Origin of the sequence: Alcanivorax sp. IL2, assembly GCF_047495475.1 — a bacterium.
In the GTDB taxonomy this organism is placed as follows: Bacteria; Pseudomonadota; Gammaproteobacteria; order Pseudomonadales; family Alcanivoracaceae; genus Alcanivorax.
The window spans coordinates 3,289,547-3,309,483 of the sequence record NZ_CP179932.1 but is presented as its reverse complement, the minus strand read 5'-3'; the positions used below and the strand labels follow the sequence as shown (position 1 = coordinate 3,309,483).

18 protein-coding genes and 1 other RNA gene are annotated in these 19,937 nt (G+C 61.6%); 17 read left to right on the top strand and 2 right to left on the bottom strand.

All coding sequences use genetic code 11. The features are described from left to right. Nucleotides 1-36: 36 nt before the first annotated feature. Together ACMG4N_RS15200 and ACMG4N_RS15195 are read right to left on the bottom strand one after the other, a co-directional pair. Entirely contained in the window at nt 37-414 is a 378-nt protein-coding gene (locus ACMG4N_RS15200) for a YraN family protein (protein WP_297767156.1), read from the bottom strand. Continuing rightward, a complete protein-coding gene (locus ACMG4N_RS15195) occupies nt 395-2,266 on the bottom strand; it encodes a penicillin-binding protein activator (RefSeq protein WP_414432292.1) in 1,872 nt (623 codons plus the stop codon). Before ACMG4N_RS15195 ends, ACMG4N_RS15200 begins: the two co-directional genes overlap by 20 nt. An 81-nt stretch (nt 2,267-2,347) precedes the next feature. Here ACMG4N_RS15195 and rsmI point away from each other — a divergent pair, with 81 nt between their 5' ends. From rsmI to ftsA, 17 genes are all read left to right on the top strand, one after another. Beyond that, nucleotides 2,348-3,172, top strand: coding sequence for a 16S rRNA (cytidine(1402)-2'-O)-methyltransferase (rsmI, locus tag ACMG4N_RS15190; RefSeq protein WP_414432290.1), 825 nt, complete (start codon nt 2,348-2,350; stop codon nt 3,170-3,172). 161 nt (nt 3,173-3,333) lie between these two features. After that, an RNA gene (gene rnpB, locus ACMG4N_RS15185) (RNase P RNA component class A) lies at nt 3,334-3,699 on the top strand. Nucleotides 3,700-3,864: 165 nt separating this feature from the next. Continuing rightward, the gene (locus ACMG4N_RS15180) at nt 3,865-4,380 is read left to right on the top strand and encodes an MBL fold metallo-hydrolase (protein ID WP_414432289.1); all 516 of its coding nucleotides are present in this window, start codon (nt 3,865-3,867) and stop codon (nt 4,378-4,380) included. 320 nt (nt 4,381-4,700) lie between these two features. Continuing rightward, complete coding sequence (mraZ, locus tag ACMG4N_RS15175) at nt 4,701-5,141, top strand: division/cell wall cluster transcriptional repressor MraZ (protein ID WP_035248027.1); 441 nt, start codon at nt 4,701-4,703, stop codon at nt 5,139-5,141. Continuing rightward, nucleotides 5,141-6,079 carry a 16S rRNA (cytosine(1402)-N(4))-methyltransferase RsmH gene (gene rsmH / locus ACMG4N_RS15170; RefSeq protein ID WP_414432287.1) on the top strand — a complete coding sequence of 313 codons (939 nt, stop codon included), beginning with the start codon at nt 5,141-5,143 and terminating at the stop codon, nt 6,077-6,079. Before mraZ ends, rsmH begins: the two co-directional genes overlap by 1 nt. Continuing rightward, nucleotides 6,079-6,345 carry a cell division protein FtsL gene (gene ftsL / locus ACMG4N_RS15165; protein ID WP_272997242.1) on the top strand — a complete coding sequence of 89 codons (267 nt, stop codon included), beginning with the start codon at nt 6,079-6,081 and terminating at the stop codon, nt 6,343-6,345. The genes rsmH and ftsL overlap by 1 nt, the downstream gene beginning before the upstream one ends. Next, nucleotides 6,342-8,063, top strand: coding sequence for a peptidoglycan D,D-transpeptidase FtsI family protein (locus ACMG4N_RS15160; protein WP_414432286.1), 1,722 nt, complete (start codon nt 6,342-6,344; stop codon nt 8,061-8,063). The genes ftsL and ACMG4N_RS15160 overlap by 4 nt, the downstream gene beginning before the upstream one ends. Then, nucleotides 8,060-9,532, top strand: coding sequence for a UDP-N-acetylmuramoyl-L-alanyl-D-glutamate--2,6-diaminopimelate ligase (locus ACMG4N_RS15155; RefSeq protein ID WP_414432285.1), 1,473 nt, complete (start codon nt 8,060-8,062; stop codon nt 9,530-9,532). The genes ACMG4N_RS15160 and ACMG4N_RS15155 overlap by 4 nt, the downstream gene beginning before the upstream one ends. Beyond that, on the top strand, nt 9,529-10,887 hold the full coding sequence (locus ACMG4N_RS15150; protein ID WP_414432284.1) for a UDP-N-acetylmuramoyl-tripeptide--D-alanyl-D-alanine ligase: 1,359 nt from the start codon (nt 9,529-9,531) through the stop codon (nt 10,885-10,887). The genes ACMG4N_RS15155 and ACMG4N_RS15150 overlap by 4 nt, the downstream gene beginning before the upstream one ends. Continuing rightward, nucleotides 10,887-11,969: a phospho-N-acetylmuramoyl-pentapeptide-transferase gene (mraY, locus tag ACMG4N_RS15145; RefSeq protein WP_035248018.1), complete on the top strand. Its 1,083-nt coding sequence runs from the start codon at nt 10,887-10,889 to the stop codon at nt 11,967-11,969. The genes ACMG4N_RS15150 and mraY overlap by 1 nt, the downstream gene beginning before the upstream one ends. A 17-nt stretch (nt 11,970-11,986) precedes the next feature. Beyond that, nucleotides 11,987-13,312, top strand: a complete 1,326-nt coding sequence (murD, locus tag ACMG4N_RS15140; protein WP_297767137.1) for a UDP-N-acetylmuramoyl-L-alanine--D-glutamate ligase — start codon at nt 11,987-11,989, stop codon at nt 13,310-13,312. Beyond that, complete coding sequence (ftsW, locus tag ACMG4N_RS15135; RefSeq protein ID WP_297767135.1) at nt 13,305-14,462, top strand: putative lipid II flippase FtsW; 1,158 nt, start codon at nt 13,305-13,307, stop codon at nt 14,460-14,462. Before murD ends, ftsW begins: the two co-directional genes overlap by 8 nt. Next, nucleotides 14,459-15,532, top strand: coding sequence for an undecaprenyldiphospho-muramoylpentapeptide beta-N-acetylglucosaminyltransferase (murG, locus tag ACMG4N_RS15130; protein ID WP_414432282.1), 1,074 nt, complete (start codon nt 14,459-14,461; stop codon nt 15,530-15,532). Before ftsW ends, murG begins: the two co-directional genes overlap by 4 nt. Next, nucleotides 15,522-16,952 (top strand): UDP-N-acetylmuramate--L-alanine ligase, encoded by a 1,431-nt coding sequence (murC, locus tag ACMG4N_RS15125; protein ID WP_414432280.1) that lies wholly within the window; start codon nt 15,522-15,524, stop codon nt 16,950-16,952. The genes murG and murC overlap by 11 nt, the downstream gene beginning before the upstream one ends. Beyond that, nucleotides 16,945-17,871 carry a D-alanine--D-alanine ligase gene (locus tag ACMG4N_RS15120; protein WP_414432279.1) on the top strand — a complete coding sequence of 309 codons (927 nt, stop codon included), beginning with the start codon at nt 16,945-16,947 and terminating at the stop codon, nt 17,869-17,871. The genes murC and ACMG4N_RS15120 overlap by 8 nt, the downstream gene beginning before the upstream one ends. Then, nucleotides 17,864-18,637, top strand: a complete 774-nt coding sequence (locus tag ACMG4N_RS15115) for a cell division protein FtsQ/DivIB (protein ID WP_297767127.1) — start codon at nt 17,864-17,866, stop codon at nt 18,635-18,637. Before ACMG4N_RS15120 ends, ACMG4N_RS15115 begins: the two co-directional genes overlap by 8 nt. 19 nt (nt 18,638-18,656) lie before the next feature. Next, complete coding sequence (gene ftsA, locus ACMG4N_RS15110) at nt 18,657-19,892, top strand: cell division protein FtsA (protein WP_035248224.1); 1,236 nt, start codon at nt 18,657-18,659, stop codon at nt 19,890-19,892. Nucleotides 19,893-19,937: the final 45 nt, after the last annotated feature.

Below are 19,937 nucleotides of genomic sequence, written 5' to 3'. Positions count from 1 at the left end.
AATTACCTCATTGTTCTGCGCGTTCGATTATTTGGGCTATTCGCTGTAGAACGCGTTTTGTATCCACTGATAACGGACAGTGTCGTTGTTGTCCGGTTCCATTCCCAGTACATCAAAGCGGCAGGGGCGATCATGGTATTGCGGGTGGCGGGCCAGGTAATGCTGGGCCGCCAGGATCAGCCGGCGTTGCTTGTGGTGATCCACGGAAGCCAGTGCGCCACCATGACTGCGGTAGCTGCGCCAGCGCACTTCCGTAAACACCAGGGTGTCACCGTCCTGCATAATCAGGTCGATTTCACCTTGCCGGCAGCGGAAATTGCGGGCCACAACGTCTAGCCCCTGCTGCGTGAGCCAGTGTGCAGCCTGTTTTTCCGCTTCGCCACCGGAATTTTTGTTACTGCGCGGTAATTTCACTGGTTCGGTTGTTGTTTCCGGGTTCGGCTACCTTGGGCAGGGGGCGTGCCTCACCATTGATAAAGACGCCCCAGTTCAGTTCGCGAACGATGCGCTGCTGTTTCATGCTCAGGCGTCCGGTGACGCCAGGCAGTTCACTGGAGGGCAGGGTGCTTAGCAGGAAAACACGGCTTTGCAGACGATAGGCATCAATGCCCATGGCAAACAGCCGCTCATAGCGGCCATGGCCTTCGGGCCATTGCTCATTGCTCATTCGGCGCAGCTCGGAGTCTTCGTTGCTGAGCATCCATGGCATGTCCACAAAGCGCACCCCGTTCAGGTCCTGGTCGCGGCGCGGGTTGGATTCGCCGCTGTGAATCAGGGCGGTGGAGTAGACCGGCAGATCCTTGGCGTAGTGGAAATTCAGCGCCGGTTTGACCTGGCGTCCCTGGTCGGGATTGGCGAGCAGAAACAGGAAGCCCATGTCCTGGCGACGACGTGGCTGGATATCCATGTCCAGGCTGGTGAAGCGGCTCACTGCCTGGCCGCGGCTCTGGCTCTGCGCCACCAGCAGCAGTTCCTTGACGGTGTCACCTAGGGTGGGGCCTTCCTGGTAAGTCCGGGTGACGGTCACGGTGCCACCGAGGGATTGCCATTCTTGCGCAAATGCCTGGGCAACCCGTTCACCCCATTCCCCTTCCGGGTAGAGGATGCCGGCCTGGCTGGCGCCTTCGCGCGCACCTTGCAGGGCAATCTGGCGAGCTTCGTCTTCCGGGGCGAGGCCGAACTGGAAGAAGTTCTCAGGCAGCTCGCCCTGATCAATATAGTTCAATGCCAGGGTGGTAACAGGCAGGGTGCCCTGGCTGGCAATGGTGGCTGCCTTGTCCTTGGCCAGAGGCCCGAGGATGAAGTCGGCGCCGTCCTGAACGGCCTGCTGGTAGAGCGCGAGGATGTCGTCACCGCCGGAATCGTAGAAGCGCAATACCGGTGGGTTGCCATCCTGCTTATGCCGATAGTAGGCCGTCATGATGCCTTCCTGGAGTGCCTTGCCGGCATTTTTCAGTGGGCCAGTGGCAGGCAGCAGAATGGCAACCTTGCTGGGCCGCTCGCTGACAGCTTTTTCCAGGGCGTCGAGCATATCGGGGACGTCATCGATGGCCGGGTGGGTGCGCCACTGGGCGCTCCACTGATTCAGCCGGCTGACCTGGGCGTCGAGATCGGCGATCGGATCCCGGTAAAGCCGAGCCAGGGTGAGCCAGCCGCGCAAGTCACCACTGCTGTCTTCAATGGCATCAGCCAGTTCGGCATTGGACAGCTGCATCAGAAGCTGCCAGATCATGCCGTGGTTGTAGTCCTGATCTTTATCTTCCAGCAGGGGGTGGGTGGCAACCCGTTGTTGTAGGCTGCCGGTCAGATCACCCTTCATGGCCAGGGCATCGGCTTTAAGCAGATCCAGCCGTGCCTGTTGCTCGGCGGGATACTGAAGAATGTCATCCTCGTGGCGTTGCAGCAGGGCAAGCGCGTCGTCGGGTTGTTGATCACCAAGCTGGGCGCGACCGCTGAGCAGCATCCAGGCAAACCGCTGTTCGTTGTCCAAGGCCTGAGGATTCAGATCGGCCAGTAACTGGCCGGCATCACCGGGGCGTTGCTGATCCAGATAATGTTCCGCCCACTGCAGTGCGGCACCGATGCGTGCATCGGTTTTCATGGTGGCAAGTTGACTGCGGGCCGCAGACAGTGCCGTGGGGGCGGCGCCAACCTTGGTAGCCGACGGCTGTTCATAAACCGTGGTGCGCGTAGGAGTTGTGGTAGAACAGCCGGCGATGACTGCGGCAGCAAGCAGGGCTGCCAAACGGGCCTTTCTGAATTCCATGGCGAGAGGTTCGTATTACCAGAATGAAGCCGCTATTGTAGGCGCTTCATTGGAGCCTCACCAGTTGAGTCGTGCACAGATATGAGTGGAACTTTGTATATTGTTAGTACACCGATCGGAAATCTGGATGACATCAGTCGTCGGGCGATAGCGGTACTGGGTGAGGTGGACTGGGTGGCGGCGGAGGATACCCGACACAGTCAGCGCATGCTGGAACAGCTGGGAATCCGCAGTCGGTTAATCAGTTGTCATGACCACAACGAAAGTGCGCGCAGCGAAGAGTTGGTGGCCCGTTTGCAGTCAGGTGAGCAGGGTGCCCTGATCAGTGATGCGGGAACCCCGCTGGTCAGTGATCCCGGTTATCGTCTGGTGCGCGCCTGCCACCAGGCCGGTGTACGGGTGGTGCCGATTCCCGGTGCGTCGGCACTGCTGGCAGCGTTGGCAGCGGCGGGCCAGCCCTCTGATCGTTTTCTTTTTGAGGGCTTCGTGCCGGCCAAGGGAGCGCCTCGCCAACAGGCCATTGAGCGCCTGGCCAAGCTGTCAGTCACAAGTATTATCTACGAAGCCCCTCACCGGGTGCTTTCTTTCCTGGAAGCGCTGAAAGCGTCAGTTGAAAAAGATCGTGAAATCTCGTTGTGTCGTGAGCTGACCAAGCAATTTGAGACGATTCGCATGGGAACCGTGGCTGATATTTGTGACTGGGTGGCATCGGATCGCAATCAGCAACGCGGCGAGCTGGTGCTGGTATTGTCACCTGCGGCACAAACCGCAGACTGGAGCGAGCAGGACCAGGCCCTGGCAAAATCCCTGCTGGCGGAACTGCCGGTATCCCGGGTGGCGAAGATCATGGCGGCCCACACCGGCCTGAAGCGGCAGGCGGTGTATGCGCTCCTTGAGGGCAGTTAACAGTTAACAGTTAACAGCTCGCGAGAGGACAGGAGAGAAGCGTCTGCAATGAAGGCCGCGCCCGGGGTTTGGGCGCGGCCTTCTGCGTTTAGGAGCAGAAAAACACGGCCCGCGAACTATTAACTGTTCACTGTTCACTGTTAACTGACTAGAATCGCCCCCGGACCGGTCAGACAGTCGCTGGCGGCGTAGCCGCTAGAGGAAAGTCCGGGCTCCACAGGGCAGGGTGCCAGGTAACGCCTGGGGGCCACACTGGGAACGGTGTGGCTACGGCTAGTGCCACAGAGAAGATACCGCCTGTTCCTTCCTCGTGTCGGAACCGGTAAGGGTGAAAAGGTGCGGTAAGAGCGCACCGCGCCGCTGGCAACAGTGGTGGCAGGGTAAACCCCACCCGGAGCAAGACCAAATAGGGATCCGTTGGCGTGGCCCGCGCTGGATCCGGGTAGGTTGCTAGAGGTTTGTGGCGACGCAAACCCGAGATGAATGACTGTCCACGACAGAACCCGGCTTATCGACCGGTCCACCTTTTCAGTACGAGATGCGAGTTGCGAGAAGTGAATCCCTGAACCGGGGTTTGCCTTTCGTGACTCGTCACTCTCACCTCGAAACGCTTTCTCTTTTTCATCTGAGTCATTATCCAGTGATGCGATGTTGTCAGAATTGCCGAGCTTACAACCTGGCAGGAATCCGACATGGCGCAAATCGATACCCTCTTTCTCTACAATAATCACGAAGTGCTGCGCTTTTCCGATCTGGTTGTCGGGGAAGGCGTGCAGGCCAACCAATTCTGCATTCGCCACGGGGACCGCGCTGCGCTGATCGATCCGGGTGGGGATCTGACCTACACCCCGCTGACCATTGCTCTGAGTCGCCGAATCAGTCTGGATGGTCTGGACTACATTCTGGCATCCCATCAGGACCCGGATATTATCGCGTCCCTGCCGCGCTGGCTGATGCACACTCGCAGCCAGGTGGTGGTCAGCCGGTTTATGGCCAGCAACCGGGCCTGTCGGCTGTGGGTAGCCATGGTGCGCAAGCTGGGGCCACGCATGATCGTTCCCCAGCATGGTGGCTACTTTGCAGGGGAGCAGGTAGGGCACTTTCTTGACTGGTTGGCGGCGCTGGAGTGCGGCGTCGACCTGCTGGATAGTCAATCCTATCGCTTGCCCGTGTCCGAACAGGATTTGACCTTTAATAAGTGCATATAAAAAAAGTTAGTAATAACTAATCCGTCTAACACTTAAAGTGCTTTCTCACCTGCACGTTCCAGCGCTCTGATTCGTCTCGAAACTCCCTCCGTTCGTCTCTTCCTTCATTCCGTGTGACACAGCTAACAGGCTGATTTGTCTGGAAATTCTTTTACGTTTGCCTGGGTGCCGACGCTTGACTTGGTGTTCCCGGTGGCCATAGAGTGTCTCAATGTGGTGAAAAGTGGGAAAAAGTGGGAATTTCTTGGCGGCCGGTGTCGCGAAGTGGGGTAAACAGAACCCCCGGGAAGGAACCGAATAATCGAGCATGAGGACGGCCAGTGTTTACTGGAAGCACATCACTCAATCTGGATGCCAAGGGGCGGCTCACCATGCCGACCCGCTATCGCGCTTCGTTGAACGAAGCCTGCGGCGGCCAGCTTGTGCTTACCCGTCACCCTTATGACGAATGCCTCGCGCTGTACCCACGTGATGAATTCATGGAAACCGCCGGCAAGTTGTCCGCCCAGCGAGACTCCAGTCCGCAGGTGCGTCAGCTGAAGCGTCGCTTTCTCGGTCAGGCGGTGGAAATCGACATGGATAGCAATGGCAGGCTGCTGGTGCCGCCGGAATTACGGGCAGCCATCGGCCTGGAGAAGCAGGCGATGTTGATCGGTCAGATGCACCGTTTTGAAATCTGGAAAGCAGAAAGCTGGTTGGAAGAGGATGGCACCCTGGACCCGGATGCATTGCCGGAAAGTGTGCAGGAGCTGTCTTTCTGATGACCGACAAGGGCGCGCAGTACGAACACCAGCCGGTGATGCTGGAAGAGGTACTGGATATGTGGTTCAGCCGTAGTGATGGCTTTTATGTGGATGGCACCTTCGGGCGAGGGGGCCACAGCCGTGCACTGCTGGAAAAACTGGACGCACAGGGTCGCCTTGCCGGTATCGATCGTGACCCTCAGGCCGTTGCCGCGGGTGAGCAGCTGGCGTCGGAAGATGGCCGTTTCCAGATCGTGGCAAGCCGCTTTGACTGCCTGCCTGATGTGGTCGACCAGGTGGGTCGCCCCATTGATGGCTTGTTGCTGGATCTGGGTGTGTCGTCGCCGCAGCTGGACGACGCGGGTCGTGGCTTCAGCTTTCTGCGTGATGGGCCGTTGGATATGCGCATGGATCCGACTCAGGGTGAAAGTGTTGCGCAGTGGCTGGCTCGGGCCGACGAGCAGGATATTGCCAATGTGCTGTATCGCTATGGCGATGAGCGCAAGTCGCGGCGGATTGCCCGGCGTATCTGTGAGGAGCGCAAGGAGCAGCCGATTACCCGCACCTTGCAGCTTGCCGATCTGATCGAGTCGGCCATCGGCCGCGGCGAGCCGGGTAAGCACCCGGCCACACGCAGTTTTCAGGCATTGCGAATACATATAAACGGGGAGCTGGATGCGCTGACCCAAGTGCTCGAACAGTCCCTGGAGACGCTCGCCATCGGCGGGCGTCTCGCCATTATCAGCTTCCATTCTCTGGAAGACCGGATCGTGAAGCTGTTTATTCGCGATCATTCCGGCCGGGCTCCCAAGGGGCGCGGTGGTTTGCCGTTGGGCGATGAAATGCCCCAGCGGTTGGAGCCGGTTGGCAAGGCTATTCGTGCCAGCAAGGCCGAGCTGAAAGTGAATGTTCGCTCGCGCAGTGCGGTGTTGCGGGTAGCGGAGAAGGTGGCCTGATGAGCGCCCCCTGGCTGATCCGCACCCTGGTGATGCTGGTAGTGATCTCCGCGCTGGCGGTGAGTTACAGCGTTCATGAGGCCCGTCGACTCACCGACGAGAGCCAGAAATTGAAGCAGCAGCAAACTCGACTGGAGAGCCAGTGGAGTCAGCTGCTGTTGGAGCACAGTACCTGGGGCAGCTATGCCCGGGTAGAGCGCCTGGCTCGCGAGAAGCTGGGCATGAAATTACCGAAAACCGATGAGAGAGTGCTGATCCGGCCATGAAACGCCAGGCTCGCAAGACACGGCAACCCAATCACCAGATGCGCTGGCGCTTTGTGCTGGGCTTCTGGCTGGTGTGTGCCTGTGTCCTGGTGGTGCGGGCGGTAGACCTGCAAGTGATCCAGCACGACTTTCTTGCTCATCAGGGCGATATCCGCAATCTGCGTGTGGAGCCCCTGGCTGCTCACCGGGGCGTGATTCGGGATCGTGATGGCCGTCCCCTGGCGGTCAGTACGCCGGTGGTCACCCTCTGGGCCAATCCCCGCGAAGCCCTGGAAAACCAGGAGCAATGGTCGCGGCTGGCGGGTAATCCGGTGATCAGCCAGCAGGATTTCGCCAGCAAGGTACGTCGTCACGAGTCCCGTGAGTTTATCTATCTGGGGCGCGGTCTGGCGCCGGAAGCGGCCAAGGCGGTGCTGGATCTGAATGTTCCCGGCATCCATTCGCTGACCGAATACCGTCGTTACTACCCCGCCGGTGAAGTGACCAGCCATGTGGTGGGCTTTACCAATATTGACGATCAGGGCCAGGAAGGCGTTGAGCTGGACATGGAGTCACACCTGTCTGGCAAATCCGGTCGCAAGAAGGTGGTTCGTGATCTGCTGGGTCGGGTAATTCAGGATATTGAAGTGCTGGAGCCGGCCCAGCCCGGTGAAGACGTAACCCTGAGTATTGACCTGCGTCTGCAGTACCTGGCTTACCGGGAGCTGCTTGGCGCCGTGCAGCAATTCAAGGCCAAGGGCGGCAGTGCGGTGGTGCTGGATGTACGCACCGGCGAAGTGCTGGCCATGGTGAACCAGCCCGCCTACAACCCCAACAACCGTGGCAATCTGGATACCGGTGCCCTGCGCAACCGCGCGGTGACTGATCTGTTCGAGCCCGGTTCCACCATGAAGCCCTTTACCGTGGCGGCGGCCATGGAAATGGGCATGGTGACGCCGTCTACCACCATCAATACTCACCCCGGCACCTTGCGGGTGGGTAGCAAAACCATTCGTGACCATCGCGACTACGGAGTGATTGATATCACCACCGTGCTCACCAAGAGCTCCAACGTGGGCACCAGCAAGCTGGCGTTGGCCATGGAGCCGCTGGCGCTGCCGTCCTACCTGGAACGTTTCGGTTTTGGTCAGGCTACCGCCATTGATTTTCCCGGTGAAAGCAACGGTATGCTGCCATTGCGCAGCCACTGGCGGGAAGTGGAGCGAGCTGCGCTTTCCTATGGCTACGGTTTGAGTGTTTCCGCGGTGCAGCTGGCTCAGGCCTATGCGGTGATCGCCAATGACGGCGTCAAGGTGCCGCTGACCCTGAAAAAGGTGAAAGAAAAACCCGCCGGTGAACAGGTGCTCGGCAAGCCGGTTGCCCGGCAACTGGTGCAGATGCTGGAAACCGTGGTTAGCCAGGTGGGCACGGCCAGCCGCGCCCAGGTGCCCGGTTACCAGGTAGCTGGCAAGACCGGCACCGTGCACAAGGTAGTCTCCGGCGGTTATGCGGATGACAGCTATATCGGTCTGTTTGCCGGCCTGGCCCCGGCCACAGACCCGCGCATTGTCACCGTAGTGGTTATCGACGATCCACGCAGTGATGCCTACTACGGCGGTCTGGTAGCCGCGCCGGCCTTTTCCCGAATCATGGGCGGGGTGTTACGGACCTTGCATGTGCCACCGGACAGGCCCGAAGGGCTGCTGGCCGGCGGCCCGGATACGGAGGACCGCTCATGATGCGCCTCCAGCAACTGCTCCCCGAGCACAGCCTGCCTGCCCAAGTGGCAGGCCTTGCCATTTCTGGCTTGCAGCTGGACAGCCGCCGCCTGCAGCCGGGTGAAGTGTTTGTGGCGGTACCTGGCGTGGCCAGTGACGGCCGTCATTTCATCAGTCAGGCGATCAGTGCCGGTGCCGCCGTGGTGCTGGCGGATGCGGAGACCTTCTCCGTGGATCTGCAGCAGCCAGTGCCCTGCGTGAATCTGCCGGGGCTGGCGGGGCAGGTGGGTGATCTGGCCGCGCGCTGGTTCGGTGAGCCGGCCAATCGCCTGCGCATTACCGGTGTGACGGGCACCAACGGCAAGACCAGCATCACCTGGTTCCTGCGCGATGCACTGAATGCGCTGGGGCACCGCTGTGCCCTGGTGGGTACCCTGGGGTTGGGGCTGAAAGGCCAGGAGCAGACCACCGGTCATACCACCCCGGACCCGATTACCCTGCAGGCCGGATTGGCGACAGTGCGCGATGCCGGTGCCGATACCGTAGCCATGGAGATTTCCTCCCATGCCCTGGACCAGAATCGTCTGGGCGGCACCCTGGTTACCACCGCGGTATTCAGCAATCTGAGCCGGGATCATCTGGATTATCACGGCGACATGGAATCCTACCTGGCTGCCAAGGCCATGCTGTTTACTCGCGAAGGGGTTCAGCTGGCGGTGATCAACTGTGATGACCCGGCAGCCTCAACCCTGATTGCCTGTCTGCCCGACGGGGTTCGCTGTGTCACCTTCGGCAGCCAGCAGGGTGCCACCGTGCGCTGCCTGTCCCTGCAGTGCACCGCAGAGGGAATCCAGGCGGAGCTGTTCGTGGGCGGCACCGTGCTGCCGTTGAGCCTACCTCTGTTTGGTCGCTTCAATCTCAGCAATGTGATGGCCGTGGCGGCTATCCTGCATGGTCAGGGCGTGGCCGCTGAGGCGCTGGGCGGGGCACTGGCCGCCATTACTCCCGTACCGGGGCGTATGGAACCGGTGCAGGCTGATGGCTGTCCGACGGTGATCGTGGATTATGCCCACACCCCGGATGGCCTGGAAAAAGCGCTGCAGGCGTGCCGGGATCATTTCGCCGGCCGTCTGTTCTGCGTGGTCGGCTGCGGCGGCGACCGGGATGAGGGCAAGCGCCCGCAGATGGCGGCGGTGGCGGAAAAGCTCGCCGATACCGTGGTGCTGACCAGCGATAACCCGCGCAGCGAAGACCCGCAAACCATTATTGATCAGATGCGCGCCGGTCTTGTCGGGGCGCAGGCGGTCCGCGAAAACGTGGATCGTGCCGAGGCCATTCAGGAAACCGTAAACAGTGCCCTGGCCGGCGACGTGATTCTGCTGGCCGGCAAGGGCCATGAGGACTACCAGGAAATCGACGGCGTGCGTTACCCCAGTGATGACAGAGAACTTGCCCGCCAGGCGCTGGCCGCCCGGGGAGGTGCCTCATGATGTGGTTGTCGCAGATCGCCCAATGGACCGGTGGCACTCTGATCGGGGAAGACCACAAGGTCAGCGCCGTAGTGACCGATACCCGTGACATGGCGCCGGGCTGCCTGTTTGTGGCGCTCAAGGGCGAGCGTTTTGATGCCCATGATTTTCTTGCCCAGGCCGCTGAAGGTGGCGCCATCGCCGCCCTGGTGGATCGTGAGCAAAGTGACTTTGCCAGCGCGGTGCAGGTAGCTGATACCCGTCTGGGTCTGGGCCGTCTGGCCAGCGGTTATGCGGACCAGTTTACCGGCGAGCGCCTGGCGGTAACCGGCAATGCCGGCAAGACCACCGTCAAGGAAATGGCCGCCGCCATGCTGGGCGAGGGCACCCTGGCTACCCGTGGCAACTTCAACAATGACATCGGTGTGCCGCTGACGTTGCTGCGTCTGGCCGGCGAACACCGTTATGCGGTCATCGAACTGGGCGCCAATGCCCCCGGTGAAATCGCCTGGACCAGCTCCCTGGCCAAACCGAAGGTGGTGCTGGTGACCAATGTGACCGGTGCCCATCTGGAAGGGTTTGGTTCCATGCAGGGCATTGCCAACGCCAAGGCGGAAATCTTCGGCGGTTGTCAGCCCGGTGGGCAGGCGATCATCAACAACGATGACAGCTTTGCCGATTTCTTTGCCGCTGAGGCAGAAAAGGCCGGCCTTACCGTGATTCGTGTGGGCAGCCAGGCGCCGGCGGACTTGTATGCCGACAATATTCAGCTGCATCAGGAGCGGGTGGAATTTGTCCTTCAGCCGTTGGGCGAGACAGTGATCGTGCCACTGCCCGGCGCTCATCAGGTCAGCAATGCCTTGCTGGCCTGTGCCGCCGTGCGAGCTCTGGGTGTGAACCTGGGCCAGGTGCTGCCACGCCTGGCGCAGCTCAAGCCGGTGCCCGGCCGCATGAATCTGCATGCGGTGGGCGATGGCGTGTTGGTGGATGACACCTACAACGCCAACCCGGGTTCCGTGCGTGTTGCCATAGACTGGCTGGCCGTTCAGCCGGCACCGCAGATGCTGGTGCTGGGGGCCATGGGCGAGCTGGGTCCGCAGGCAGAACAACTGGTTGAAGAGCTGGGTGGCTATGCCCGCCAGGCAGGCATCAGTGACTTGGTGGTGATGACCGGCGCCAGTGCTGCAGCCATAGGTTTTGGTGAAGGCGCCAGGACGGCCCAGAACGATCAGCAGGCGGCAACCTGGAGTGCCCCGGTTCTTCAACAGGGTGGAACCGTGTTGGTGAAAGGTTCGCGTAGTGCCGGTATGGAAGCGGTGGTGCAGCGACTGACCATGGGCGCAGGCCCTCACAAATCGAAACAGGGGGCACTCTGATGTTGCTATGGCTGGCTGAACTTCTGGCAGAATTTCACAGCGGTTTCCTGGTGGTGCAGTACATCACCCTGCGCGGCATTCTCAGCGTGTTGACGGCCCTGTTTATCGCCTTCTGGGTGGGCCCGATCATGATCCGCAAGCTGCAGGAAAAGCAGGTGGGTCAGGCCATTCGTGACGATGGCCCCAAGAGCCACCTGAGCAAGGCCGGCACCCCCACCATGGGCGGGGCGTTGATCCTGATTGCCATCGTTATTTCCACCCTGCTGTGGGCAGACCTGAGTAACCGCTTTATCTGGATCACCCTGGGTGTGCTGTTTGTGTTCGGTGCCGTGGGTTGGGTAGATGACTGGCGCAAGGTAGTGGAAAAGAATCCTCGCGGCCTGCCGGCCCGCTGGAAATACCTGTGGTTGTCCATTGGCGCTCTCGGTGCGGCTTTTGCCCTGTTCTTTACCGCTCAGAGCCCGGTGGAAACCCAGCTGATCGTGCCCTTCTTCAAGAATGTGGTCATCAACATGGGTTGGTTCTATATCGTGCTGACCTATTTCGTGATCAACGGCACCAGCAATGCGGTGAACCTGACCGATGGCCTGGATGGCCTGGCGATCATGCCGGCGGTATTGGTGGGCGGTGCTCTGGGCATCTTTGCCTATGCCGGTGGCCATGCGGAGTTTGCCCCTTACTTGCAGATTCCCTATGTGGCCGGTGCCGGCGAGCTGGTGATTATTTCTGCCGCCCTGTGTGGTGCTGGCCTCGGGTTCCTGTGGTTCAACGCTTACCCGGCACAGGTGTTCATGGGCGATGTGGGCGCGTTGGGCCTGGGCGCGGTGCTGGGTGTGATGGCGGTGATCGTCCGCCAGGAAATCGTACTGTTCATCATGGGCGGCGTGTTCGTGATGGAAACCGTTTCGGTGATGCTGCAGGTGGGCTCGTTCAAGCTCACCGGCCGCCGGGTCTTCCGCATGGCGCCGATTCATCACCACTTTGAACTGAAAGGATGGCCGGAGCCGAAGATCATTGTGCGCTTCTGGATCATCACCGTAATTCTGGTCCTGGTGGGTCTGGCGACCCTGAAAATCCGATAGGGGATTGAGTTAACTTTATGGCGAAAGACGGGTTTGATCTGGTAATTGGCCTGGGAGTATCCGGGCGTTCCGTGATCCGTTATCTGACGGACCAGGGGATGCCTGTGCGCGCCCTGGACACCCGTGCCGAGCCCGCCGGCCTGGAGGCGCTGCGCGCCGAATTCCCCAACGTGAAAATTCATACCGGCGGTTTCAAGGCCGGCTGGATGAACAACGCCCGTCGCCTGATCGTCAGCCCCGGCGTGGCCGTGGCAACACCGGCCATTGCCGAGCAAGTGGTTGCCGGCAAGGAAGTGATCGGCGATGTGGAGTTGTTTGCCCGTGCCGCCAGCGAGCCACTGGTGGCGATTACCGGTTCCAACGCCAAGAGCACGGTGACGACCCTGCTGGGGCAGGTGGCTGACGCCTGCGGCATGAACCCGGGCATCGGCGGCAATCTGGGCGTGCCGGCCCTGGAGCTGCTCGACGACCAGGCCCGGCTGTACGCCCTGGAGTTGTCCAGTTTCCAGCTGGAAACCACCTACAGCCTGAGCGCGGAAGTGGCGACCATTCTCAATGTGTCCCAGGATCATCTTGATCGCTACGCCAGCTTTGCCGACTACGTGGCCGCCAAGCAGCGCATCTATGATGGCTGTCAGGTAGCGGTATGGAACCGGGATGACCTGGCTACCCGCCCCCCTGCCGGGGTGCCGCGCCAGATCAGTTTCGGTGCGCATCCGGAAGCGGATTACCGCCTGGACACGGAGAACGGCCGGCTACTATGCCGTGGCGAGCAACTGCTGGCCCTGTCCGAACTGGCGCTCACCGGCCATCACAACGCCATGAACATCCTTTCCGTGCTGGCCATCAGTGATGCCTTGTCCCTGAACCGGGACAAGGCGCTGGCCACGGTGAAAGCCTTTACCGGCCTGCCGCACCGCTGCCAACAGGTGGCTGAAGCGGGTGGCGTGCGCTGGTTCAACGATTCCAAGGCCACCAATGTGGGCGCCACCCTGGCGGCCCTCACCGGTATCGGTGAAAGCATCGACGGCAAGGTGATCCTGATTGCCGGCGGCCAGGGCAAGGGCCAGGACTTCTCGCCGCTGGCCGAGCCGGCGCGTCAGTATCTGCGTGCGGGCCTGCTGATGGGCGAAGACCGCAGCACCCTGGCTCAGGGTATGTCCGCTGCCCCGTGCGAGCTGGTGGCTGACATGGAAGCGGCTGTGGCCCGGGCCCATGCACTGGCACAGCCCGGTGATGCAGTCTTGCTGTCGCCGGCCTGTGCGTCTTTTGACATGTATTCCGGCTTTGTTGCCCGCGGCGATGATTTCTCTGCCCGGGCCAGGAAGGTGTGCCATGACTGAGCGCATGATCCTCAAGCTGGATAACCGGGGTCTGGACAAGACCCTGATGTGGACAGCCATCCTGTTGGCTCTGGCCGGCCTGGTGATGGTCTCGTCTGCGAGCCTGCAGATTGCCGAAACCCGGCTGGGCGACCCCTTCTACTATGCGTTGCGCCACGGTATCTATCTGTCGTTGGGGCTGGCTGCCGGCGCCTTTGTTTATTTTGCTGTGCCTTTGGCCTTGCTGGAGCGGTTGCGCTTCTTGATGTTGCCGGTGGCGCTGGTGGTGCTGGTGATGGTGTTCATCCCCGGTCTGGGGCGCACGGTTAACGGCTCCACTCGCTGGATTGCATTGCCGGGCCTGACCATTCAGGCCTCGGAAATCGTCAAACTCTGTTTCGTCCTTTACCTGGCAGGGTATATCGCCCAGCGCAAGGCGGCCCTGGAAACCGAGTGGAAGGCCTTTTTGCTGCCGCTGGCGCTGCTGGGCGTATTGACCATCCTGCTGCTGCTGGAGCCGGATTTCGGCGCCGTGGTGGTGCTGGGTATCACCGCCATGGGCATGTTGTTCCTGTCCGGGGTGCCGACCCTGCGCTTCTTGCTGATTGGTCTGGCGGCGGTGGCATTGGGCGCCCTGGTGGCCTTTGCTGAACCCTATCGGGTGGCGCGGCTGATGACCTTTACCGACCCCTGGGCCGATCAGTATGGCTCCGGCTACCAGTTGACCCAGAGCCTGATCGCCTTTGGCCGTGGCCACTGGGATGGCGTCGGCCTGGGCAACAGCGTGCAGAAACTGTTTTACCTGCCGGAAGCCCATACCGATTTTGTTTACGCGGTGATGGCCGAAGAGCTGGGGCTGCTGGGAAATCTGGCGTTGATCAGCGGCTTTGTGCTGCTGGGCTGGCGCATCTTCCGCCTGGGTCACAGCCTGGAAACCCGCGGTCTGTTGTACCACGCCTATCTGGTTTATGGCTGCGCCTTCGTCTTGTGCTCTCAGGTCTTTATCAACCTGGGTGTGAACATGGGGCTGCTGCCCACCAAGGGCCTGACCCTGCCATTCATCAGCTATGGCGGCTCTTCACTGCTGATCTTCTCCGCCATGGTGGGGTTGATCCTGCGCGCCGGTGCCGAAGCCGAGCAGCTGAAAGCGAGAGGGAGGGCGGCACGATGAGCGGCACCATCCTGATCATGGCAGGCGGTACCGGCGGGCATGTGTTCCCGGCACTGGCAGTGGCGGATCAATTGTGTGAGCGCGGTTTCCGGATCCTCTGGCTGGGCGCGGAAAACGGTATGGAAGGCAAGCTGGTGCGCCAGTACGGCTATGAGATCGCCGAACTGGCCGTATCCCGGCTGCGTGGTGGCGGACTCAAGCGCAAGCTCACCGCGCCCTTCAACCTGCTGCGTGCGGTATTGCAGGCGCGCAGCCTGATCAGCCAGCGCCAACCGCTGCTGGCGGTGGGCTTTGGCGGTTTTGCCAGCGGTCCCGGTGGCCTGGCCGCGCGCCTGTGCAAGGTGCCAGTGGTGGTCCACGAACAGAATGCGGTGCCGGGGCTGACCAACCGGTTGTTGTCGAAAATGGCCACCGTGACCCTGGAAGGTTTCCAGGGTGCGTTCGGCACCCAGAGTGCCTGCTGGGTGGGTAACCCGGTACGCGCCGAGATCGCCAGCCTGGAAGAGCCATCCCGTCGGTATGCTCAGCACCAGGGCGGCCTGCGGGTGCTGGTCCTGGGTGGCAGCCAGGGGGCCCTGGTACTGAATCAGGACTTGCCGGAATTGCTGCTGGCGGTACTGGGCCGGGATATCCAGGTGCGCCACCAGTGTGGTGCCGGCCGTACCGGTGAAGCGGCGCCGATTTACCAGGCGCTGGGGCTGGACGCCCAGGTCAGTGAATTTATCGACGACATGGCGCAAGCCTACGGCTGGGCGGATTTGGTGATCTGTCGGGCCGGAGCCCTGACTGTGGCGGAAGTGGCCGCCGCCGGTGTGGCAGCCCTGTTCGTGCCCCTGCCCACCGCCGTGGACGATCACCAGACATTGAATGCCCGTTGGCTGTCAGACCGGGGCGCGGCCCTGTTGCTGCCCCAGCGGGATATGAGCGCCGCCAGCCTGGCGGGCACATTGAAACCGGTTGCAGAACGCGGGCTGCTGGCGCAAATGGCGCAGCGTGCCCGTGAGCAGGCCGTGGCCGACAGCGCCGAGCGCGCGGCCACGCTGTGTGAGGAGGTGGCCAATGGCCGATAACGACAACATCCATATCGTCCCCGAGATGCGGCGTATCAGCGGTATCCACTTTGTGGGTATCGGCGGCGTGGGTATGTGTGGCATCGCCGAGGTGCTGGCCAATCAGGGCTATGCCATCAGTGGTAGCGACATCAAGGAATCGGCGGTGGTAGAGCGCCTGCGTGGCCTGGGTGTGCGGGTGGAAATCGGCCACCGGGCAGAAAATATTGATGGCGCCGACGTGGTGGTAACGTCCACGGCGGTGACCACGGAAAACGAGGAAGTGGCGGAAGCCCATGCCCGCCGGATTCCGGTGGTGCCGCGGGCCCAGATGCTGGCGGAGCTGATGCGCTTCCGTCACGGCATCGCTGTGGCCGGCACTCATGGCAAGACCACCACCACCTCCATGACCGCGGCCATCATGGCGGAAGCGGGCCTGGACCCCACCTTCGTGATTGGCGGGCGGCTGAACAGCGCCGGCACCAATGCGCGCCTGGGGCAGAGCCGTTATCTGGTGGCGGAAGCGGATGAGTCCGATGCCAGCTTCCTGCACCTGCAGCCCATGAGTGCCATCGTGACCAATATCGAAGCGGATCACATGCACACCTATGGCGGGGACTTTGCCCAGCTGGAGAACACCTTTATCGAGTTCCTGCACAACCTGCCGTTCTACGGCGTGGCGGTGATGTGCGTGGACGACCCGGTGGTGCGCAAGCTGCTGCCACGGGTGAACCGTCAGGTGATTCGCTACGGCTTCAGTGACGATGCGGACCTGCGTGCGGAGAACGTGCAGCAGCAGGGCATGACCACGTCTTTCCGGGTGATCCGCAAAGAAGGCGAGCCGCTGGATGTGGTTCTGCACATGCCCGGCAAGCACAACGTACTCAATGCCCTGGCGGCCATTGCCGTGGCCGCCGATGAAGGCGCCAGCGATGAGGCCATTATTCGTGGTCTGAACAACTTTACCGGTGTGGGCCGGCGCTTTGATGTACAGGGCGAGTATCACTTCGAAGGCGGTAGCGCGACCCTGGTGGACGATTACGGCCACCATCCCAGCGAAGTGGCTGTCACCATCGATGCCATCCGCGCCGGTTGGCCGGGTCGTCGCCTGGCCATGCTGTTCCAGCCGCACCGTTATACCCGTACCCAGGACCTTTACGAGGACTTTGTGGACGTGCTGTCCGGGGTGGATGTGCTGTTGATGCTGGAGGTCTACGGCGCCGGTGAAGACCCGATTCCCGGTGCGGATGCCCGCGCCCTGTGCCGCAGCATTCGCAAGCGTGGCCGGGTGGAGCCGGTGTTTGTGGATGATCCGGCCAAGCTGGCCGACATTCTGGCCACCCAGCTGCAGGACGGCGATCTGCTGGTGACCCAGGGTGCCGGCAATGTGGGCGCCATCGCCAAAGAACTGGCTGAACAGGGAGGCGCCAAGCGTGGATAAGGTGCTGCTGAAGAAGCAACTGGCCAGCGTGGGCCGGGTAGCGGTACTGGCCGGCGGCAAATCCGCCGAGCGACCCGTGTCACTGAAAAGTGGTGCGGCGGTCCATCAGGCCCTGCGTAATCTGGGGCTGATCGCCGAGCTGGTGGATCCGGCTTACAAGAGCGTGGATACCCTGAAGGGGTTTGATGTGGCCTTTATCGCCCTGCATGGTCGGGGCGGCGAAGACGGTGTCATCCAGGGCGTCCTGGAGCACCTGGGCATTCCCTATACCGGCTCCGGGGTGATGGCCTCTGCCATCGGCATGGACAAGGTGCGCACCAAACAACTGTGGAAAGGCGCCGGTTTACCGACGCCGCCGTTCTATGTGGCTGGCCGTAATGACACAGAAGACCTGGGCTTCCCGCTGATGATCAAGCCGGCCCATGAAGGCTCTTCCATCGGCATGGCCAAGGCGGATAACGCCGAGCAGCTGGCCCAGGCGCTGAAAGAAGCGGAAAAATTTGATTCCGATGTGCTGGTGGAAGCCTGGGTTAACGGCCCGGAATACACCGTAGCCATCCTTGGCGAGGAGCCGTTGCCGGCGATCCGCCTGAAGACGCCCAATGCGTTTTATGACTTTGAAGCCAAGTACCAGTCCAACAGCACCGAATATCTGTGCCCGGCCGGACTGGACGACTCTGATGAGCAGGCCCTGCGCCAACTGGCCCTGACCGCCTTCCGGGTAGCAGGCTGCCACGGCTGGGGCCGGGTGGACGTGATGCGCGACGAGCAGGGCAACTGGCAGTTACTGGAAGTGAACACGGTACCGGGAATGACGGACCACTCCCTGGTGCCCATGGCGGCCAAGGCCGCCGGGCGGGATTTCGACACCCTGGTGGGGGAAATCCTGCTCGATGCGCTGGAACGAGGTGATGGCTAAGCAGGCCGCGACCCCGCGCGGGGCCCGCCGCAAGCCGGTGAAGAAAGCCGGCGTACCGCTCAATGAGCGGTTGTCAGCAGCGGTGCCCTGGATGCTGGTGGGAACGGTGGCGGCGGTGTTGCTGGTCGGCGTGATCTATCTGCCGGCGGCACTGGATGGTTATCCGGTGCGCAAGGTGGGTGTGGACGGTGTTACCGATGTGCGCCGTCAACAGCAGATCCAGACCGCCCTGGCGGCGCTGGTTCGCGATGAAAACTATTTTTCCGTGCCGCTGGAGGAAATCTACCAGCAGGCACAGGGCCTGAGCTGGGTGGAACGGGTTTCCGTTCGCCGGCAGTGGCCCGACACCGTGGTGTTGACCGTGGAAGAGCGGCGCCCGGTGGCGGTGTGGAATGACACCGTGCTGATTTCAGACAGCGGCGAGCCCTTCAAGGCGCTCAAGCAGTATGACCTGAGCGGCCTGCCGCGGCTGAGCGGACCGCAACAGCGGCTGGAAGAGGTGATGGGGTTCTATCACAGCATGGGCAAGATGCTGGCAGATGTGGACCTGGGTATTCGCAGCATGGAGGTCAACGCACGACTGACCGCGCGACTGACCCTGAACAACGATATGCAGCTGGTGGTAGACCGTGAAGCATACACCAGCAAACTGCGCCGCTTTGTGCGGCTCTATCGCGGTGTGCTGAGCACGGACAGCCGCCGGGTAACCCGGGTCGACCTGCGTTATGCCGATGGCATGGCGGTGACCTGGGGCGAGCAAAGCTAGTTTTAGGAGAATGGATGACATGGCAAACGCATCAGAAAACATGATTGTCGGACTCGACATTGGCACCTCCAAGGTGGTGGCCATCGTCGGTCAGTCATCCGCCGATGGCACCATGGAAATTGTCGGCATTGGCTCCCAGCCGTCCCGGGGGATGAAGAAGGGCGTAGTGGTGGATATCGAAGCCACCGTGCGCTCTATCCAGCGGGCAGTGGAAGAGGCCGAGCTGATGGCCGGTTGCCACATTCATACCGTGTATGCGGGCATCGCCGGCTCTCATGTGCGTAGCCTCAATTCCCACGGCATCGTCGCCATTCGCGACCGGGAAGTGGCCCAGGCGGATATCGACCGGGTGATCGACGCGGCCCAGGCGGTGGCGATCCCGGCAGATCAGAAAACCCTGCACGTGCTGCCCCAGGAGTACGTGGTGGACAACCAGGAGGGGGTGCGCGAGCCCATCGGCATGAGCGGTGTGCGTCTGGAGGCCAAGGTGCACCTGGTGACCTGTGCCGTGAACGCTGCCCAGAACATCGAGAAATGCGTGCGCCGCTGCAACCTGGAGGTCGATGACATCATCCTTGAGCAGTTAGCGAGTGCTCACGCCGTGTTGACCGAAGACGAGCGTGAACTGGGTGTCTGCATCGTCGATATCGGTGGCGGCACCACGGATATTGCCATCTTCACCGAAGGCGCCATTCGTCACACCGCCAACATCCCCATTGCCGGGGATCAGGTGACCAACGATATCGCCATGGCCCTGCGGACCCCCAAGCAGCACGCGGACGAGATCAAGATCAAGTACGCCTGCGCACTGACCCAGCTGGCCGGCGCGGACGAAACCATCAAGGTGCCCAGCGTGGGCGACCGGCCGCCCCGTACCCTCAGCCGCCAGAATCTGGCCGAGGTGGTGGAGCCGCGCTATGACGAGCTGTTCACCCTGATCCAGGCCGAGCTTCGTCGCTCCGGCTTCGAGGACCTGATCCCCGGTGGCATCGTGCTCACCGGTGGCTCCTCAAAGATCGAGGGTGCGGTGGACCTGGCCGAAGAAATCTTTCACATGCCGGTGCGTCTGGGGTCCCCGCAGGGTATCTCCGGGCTCATCGACGTGGTCAAGAACCCGATCTATTCCACCGCGGTTGGCCTGCTGTTGTACGGCCAGCGCATGGAAAAGGACGGCACCAGTGCCCGCGCCCTTGCCGGTGGCGGGGAAGTGAACTGGGTAGAGCGTTTCAAAAACTGGTTCAAGGGCAACTTCTAGTTCCTGAGCCGGGTAACAGTTTTTGCGGAAGCGGCAGTTCCGGGC

Excerpts from the sequence above, each read along its gene's own strand:
- ACMG4N_RS15160 (WP_414432286.1), top strand. The coding sequence starts at position 6,342 with ATGAAACGCCAGGCTCGCAAGACACGGCAACCCAATCACCAGATGCGC.
- ACMG4N_RS15115 (WP_297767127.1), top strand. The coding sequence starts at position 17,864 with ATGGCTAAGCAGGCCGCGACCCCGCGCGGGGCCCGCCGCAAGCCGGTG.
- ACMG4N_RS15150 (WP_414432284.1), top strand. The coding sequence starts at position 9,529 with ATGATGTGGTTGTCGCAGATCGCCCAATGGACCGGTGGCACTCTGATC.
- rsmI (WP_414432290.1), top strand. The coding sequence starts at position 2,348 with ATGAGTGGAACTTTGTATATTGTTAGTACACCGATCGGAAATCTGGAT.
- ACMG4N_RS15180 (WP_414432289.1), top strand. The coding sequence starts at position 3,865 with ATGGCGCAAATCGATACCCTCTTTCTCTACAATAATCACGAAGTGCTG.
- rsmH (WP_414432287.1), top strand. The coding sequence starts at position 5,141 with ATGACCGACAAGGGCGCGCAGTACGAACACCAGCCGGTGATGCTGGAA.
- ftsL (WP_272997242.1), top strand. The coding sequence starts at position 6,079 with ATGAGCGCCCCCTGGCTGATCCGCACCCTGGTGATGCTGGTAGTGATC.
- ftsW (WP_297767135.1), top strand. The coding sequence starts at position 13,305 with ATGACTGAGCGCATGATCCTCAAGCTGGATAACCGGGGTCTGGACAAG.
- ACMG4N_RS15155 (WP_414432285.1), top strand. The coding sequence starts at position 8,060 with ATGATGCGCCTCCAGCAACTGCTCCCCGAGCACAGCCTGCCTGCCCAA.
- ftsA (WP_035248224.1), top strand. The coding sequence starts at position 18,657 with ATGGCAAACGCATCAGAAAACATGATTGTCGGACTCGACATTGGCACC.
- ACMG4N_RS15195 (WP_414432292.1), bottom strand. The coding sequence starts at position 2,266 with ATGGAATTCAGAAAGGCCCGTTTGGCAGCCCTGCTTGCTGCCGCAGTC.
- murG (WP_414432282.1), top strand. The coding sequence starts at position 14,459 with ATGAGCGGCACCATCCTGATCATGGCAGGCGGTACCGGCGGGCATGTG.
- mraY (WP_035248018.1), top strand. The coding sequence starts at position 10,887 with ATGTTGCTATGGCTGGCTGAACTTCTGGCAGAATTTCACAGCGGTTTC.
- murC (WP_414432280.1), top strand. The coding sequence starts at position 15,522 with ATGGCCGATAACGACAACATCCATATCGTCCCCGAGATGCGGCGTATC.
- murD (WP_297767137.1), top strand. The coding sequence starts at position 11,987 with ATGGCGAAAGACGGGTTTGATCTGGTAATTGGCCTGGGAGTATCCGGG.